Below are 3,701 nucleotides of genomic sequence, written 5' to 3' on the forward strand. Positions count from 1 at the left end.
AACACACCGGTACGCGTCCCTCGCAAGGTTCGCGGCACCACCCCCGCCGACTCCAATGCTTCCCATCCGGTCTCCAGCAACAACCGCTGCTGCGGATCCACCGCCAGCGCCTCCCGCGGCGACAACCCGAAGAACCCCGCATCGAACAAATCCGCATCCAGCAGAAACCCACCACCCCGGCTATACGAACGACCCACCCGCGCCGCATCACCGTCGAACAAACCACCCAAATCCCAGCCCCGGTTGACCGGAAAATCCGACACCGCATCGACACCGCGCGACACCAGATCCCACAATCCGCGCGCATCGCTCACACCGCCCGGATAACGGCAACCCACACCGACGATCGCGATCGGCTCGTCGCGATCCGCGGCCACGATGCTGGTTACCCGGGTCTGATTCTTCGTTCCGATCAGCTCGCGCGACAGCCGTGCCGACAGTGCGGCCGGCGTCGGGTAGTCGAAGACCAAGGTCGCGGGCAATCGCACGCCGGTGGCTTCGGTCAATCTATTGCGCAGCTCGACCGCGGTCAGCGAATCGAACCCGAGATCTTGGAACGACCGATCCGTGCCGACCGCGCTGGACGTGGAATGCCCCAGCACCGCAGCGGCATTGACGCGGACCTGGTCCAGCAGTGCCGCATCGCGCTCGGCATCCGGCAGCTGCGCCAGCCGCGCGGCGTAGGCGCTGCGGGGACTGCGCCGAGTCCGCGCCGGCGGCGCGAGACGGCGGAACACCGCGGGGGCCTCGGCGCCGGAGGACCGCAGGGCGGTCATGTCGAGGCCGGTGGCGGCCAGCACCGGGACGTCGAGACTCGTCGCGATGTCGAACGCGCTCAGCCCGGCGGTCGTGGACAGGGGCCGTACACCGATGCGGCGGATACGCTCGCGATCGACGGCGCGCATCTCGTCGGTGATTCCGCTCGCCTGCTCCCACAGACCCCATGCGATCGACACCGCGGGCAGTCCCAGCGACGACCGGTGCTCGGCCAGTGCGTCGAGGAAGGTGTTGGCTGCGGCGTAGTTCGCCTGGCCTGCTGTTCCGACGATCCCGGCCAGGGACGAGAACAGGACGAACGCACCCAGATCGAGTTCCAGGGTGACCTCGTGCAGAGCCCAGGCCGCGTCCACCTTCGGGCGCAATACGCTCGCGACCTGTTCGCTGGTCAGTGATTGCACGATGCCGTCGGCGAGTACGCCCGCGGTGTGCACGACGGTGCGCACCGGGTGTTCGGCCACCACCGCCGCGAGGTCGGCCGGGTCGGTCACGTCGCAGGCCACGACGGTGACCTCGGCGCCGCGCTCACGCAGTTCCCGCTGTAGCTCGGCCGCACCCGGCGCGTCGGGACCGCGCCTGCTCAGTAGCAGCAGCCGCTGTGCGCCGCGCTCCTCGACCAGGTGTTTCGCGACGGCCGCGCCGAGGGTCCCGGTGCCGCCGGTGATGAGAACGCTGCCCTGCGCCCAGGGGTTCTCGGCGGGCGCGGCCGCGGTGCGGGCACGCACGAGACGCGGGACGTACAGTGCGCCACCACGAATCGCCACCTGCGGTTCGCCGCTGGCCACCGCGGCATCGAGACTGTCCCAGGATCGCGGGTCCGCGTCGATGTCGATGAGGAGGAAGCGGTCGGGCTGTTCGGTCTGCGCCGAACGGACCAATCCCCACACACCGGCGTGTGGAAGGTTCCCCGCCCCGGGGCCGACCGCGGATTCGGTGACGACCACCACGCGGGAGGCCGCGAACCGCTCGTCGGTGATCGCAGTGCGCACGACCGAGAGCGCGTCCTGGACGAGGTCGTGCGCCGCGACGGGGATGTGCTCGTCCGCGCCGGACATCCGGAGTTTGGTGACGACGACGGAATGGGTGCCGGTGACCGCGTCGAGGTCGGCGTACCGAGTCGGCAGGTTCGGCACGTCCTCGCCGATCCCCGCCCAGCCGGTGCGATCGGATTCTGCTGCCGCAGGGGAGATTTCGGACCATTCGAGCTCGAAGAGCGTCTGGTCCGATGCCGATCCGGAGGCCTGCGCACGCAGGGCCAGCGCGTCGACGGCCGCGACGGTGGTCCCGGATTCGTCGGCCAGGACCATCGCGGCCGCGTCCTGACCGGCCGGAGTGATCCGGACGCGCAGTGCCGTCGCGGACACGCGGGGAATCGTCACCCCAGACCACGAGAACGGCAGCAACGCGGGCCGATCGGTGTCGGCGATGCCGGGGACGAGCGGGTGTGCCGCCGCGTCGAGCAGAGCCGGGTGCAGCGTGAACTGCTCGGCGCCGGTCGCGTACTCCTCGGCCAGCGCGACCTCGGCGAACAACTCCTCGCCGCGCCGCCACAGCCGCCGCAGTCCGCCGAATGCCGGACCGTAGTCGTAGCCGTGGTTCGCCGCAGTGTCGTAGGCGCCGTCCAGGTCGACCTCGCGGGCGCCTCGCGGTGGCCACTCCCGGATCGGGTCCGGTTCGGTGGCCTCGTCCACGGGGGCCAGCATCCCCGTCGCGTGCAATCGCCACTCCTGCTCGCCGGCGCGCCGGGAACGGATGTCGAGCTGCCGCCGGCCCGCATCGTCCGCGGCGGCGACGCTGACCCGGACCGTCACCGGCTGATCGGTCAGGTCCAGTGGCGCGGCGATGGTGAATTCCTCGACCCGGTCCAGTTCCGGATTCACTTCACCGGCCGCCCGGAATGCGAGCTCGAGCAGCAGCGTTCCCGGGACGATCGTGGTGTTGTCGATGGTGTGCTGGGTGAGCCACGACTGGGTGTTGGGGTCCAGGACGCCGGTCAGCAGCACGCTGTCGGTGTCGGGCAGATGCAGCACACCGGTGAGGATCGGATGCTCGACCGGATCGAAACCCGACGTAGTGGACGTCATATTCGGGTGCAACCAGAACCGGTCACGCTGAAAGGCGTAGGTGGGCAACGCTACTCGTTGCGCACCGGTACCAGCGAAAAAGCTCTCCCAGTCGACGCCGACGCCATGGCAGTACAGCCGCGCCACACCCGCGATGAGCGTCTCGGCTTCATCAGTGCCGCGCCGCTGCAAGCCGATCGCGGGGGTAGTGGTCACCGCGTCCACCAGTGGTGTAAGCACCGCGTCGGGCCCGACCTCCGCGATCGCGGCAACACCAAGACCAGCAAGCGTCGCTGCGGCATCCGCGAACCGGACCGGCCGACGGATCTGATCGACCCAATACTGCGCAGTCGACGGTTCAGCGACCTCCCCCGTGACCGTAGAAACGAACGGAATCATCGACGGCGAATACGTGACGCTCTCCGCCACCACCCGGAACTGATCAAGCATCGGCTCCATCAACGCCGAATGAAACGCATGACTCACCGCCAGCCGCTTATGACGACACCCCAACCGATCAACCACCGCCAACACCGCCACCTCCGGACCCGACAACACCACCGACTCCGGACCATTCACCGCCGCCACCGACACCAACTCCCCCAACAACGGCAACACCCGCCGCTCCGGCACCGACACCGCAACCATCACCCCACCAACAGGCAACGCCTGCATCAACGCACCCCGCGCCACCACCAAACGCACCGCATCCGACAACGACAACACCCCCGCCACATGAGCAGCCGCGAACTCACCAACCGAATGCCTGAGGAGCCGGAAAGCTTTCGGACAGCGAGTTTTTGGTTTCCTCAAGCTGCCTTGTTCCGTTCGAACCATTCGGACTCTACCTCGTTCGGTGTC

General features: G+C 68.6%; 1 protein-coding gene. It reads right to left on the bottom strand.

All coding sequences use genetic code 11. The annotated features are described in order from the left end of the window. Positions 1-3,557: SDR family NAD(P)-dependent oxidoreductase (locus tag AB0M45_RS33785; RefSeq protein WP_364337548.1), on the bottom strand; the 3,557-nt coding region annotated here is incomplete at its 3' end. Between the last annotated feature and the right edge of the window lie 144 nt (positions 3,558-3,701).

The organism is Nocardia sp. NPDC051787, assembly GCF_040681325.1.
In the GTDB taxonomy this organism is placed as follows: domain Bacteria; phylum Actinomycetota; class Actinomycetes; order Mycobacteriales; family Mycobacteriaceae; genus Nocardia.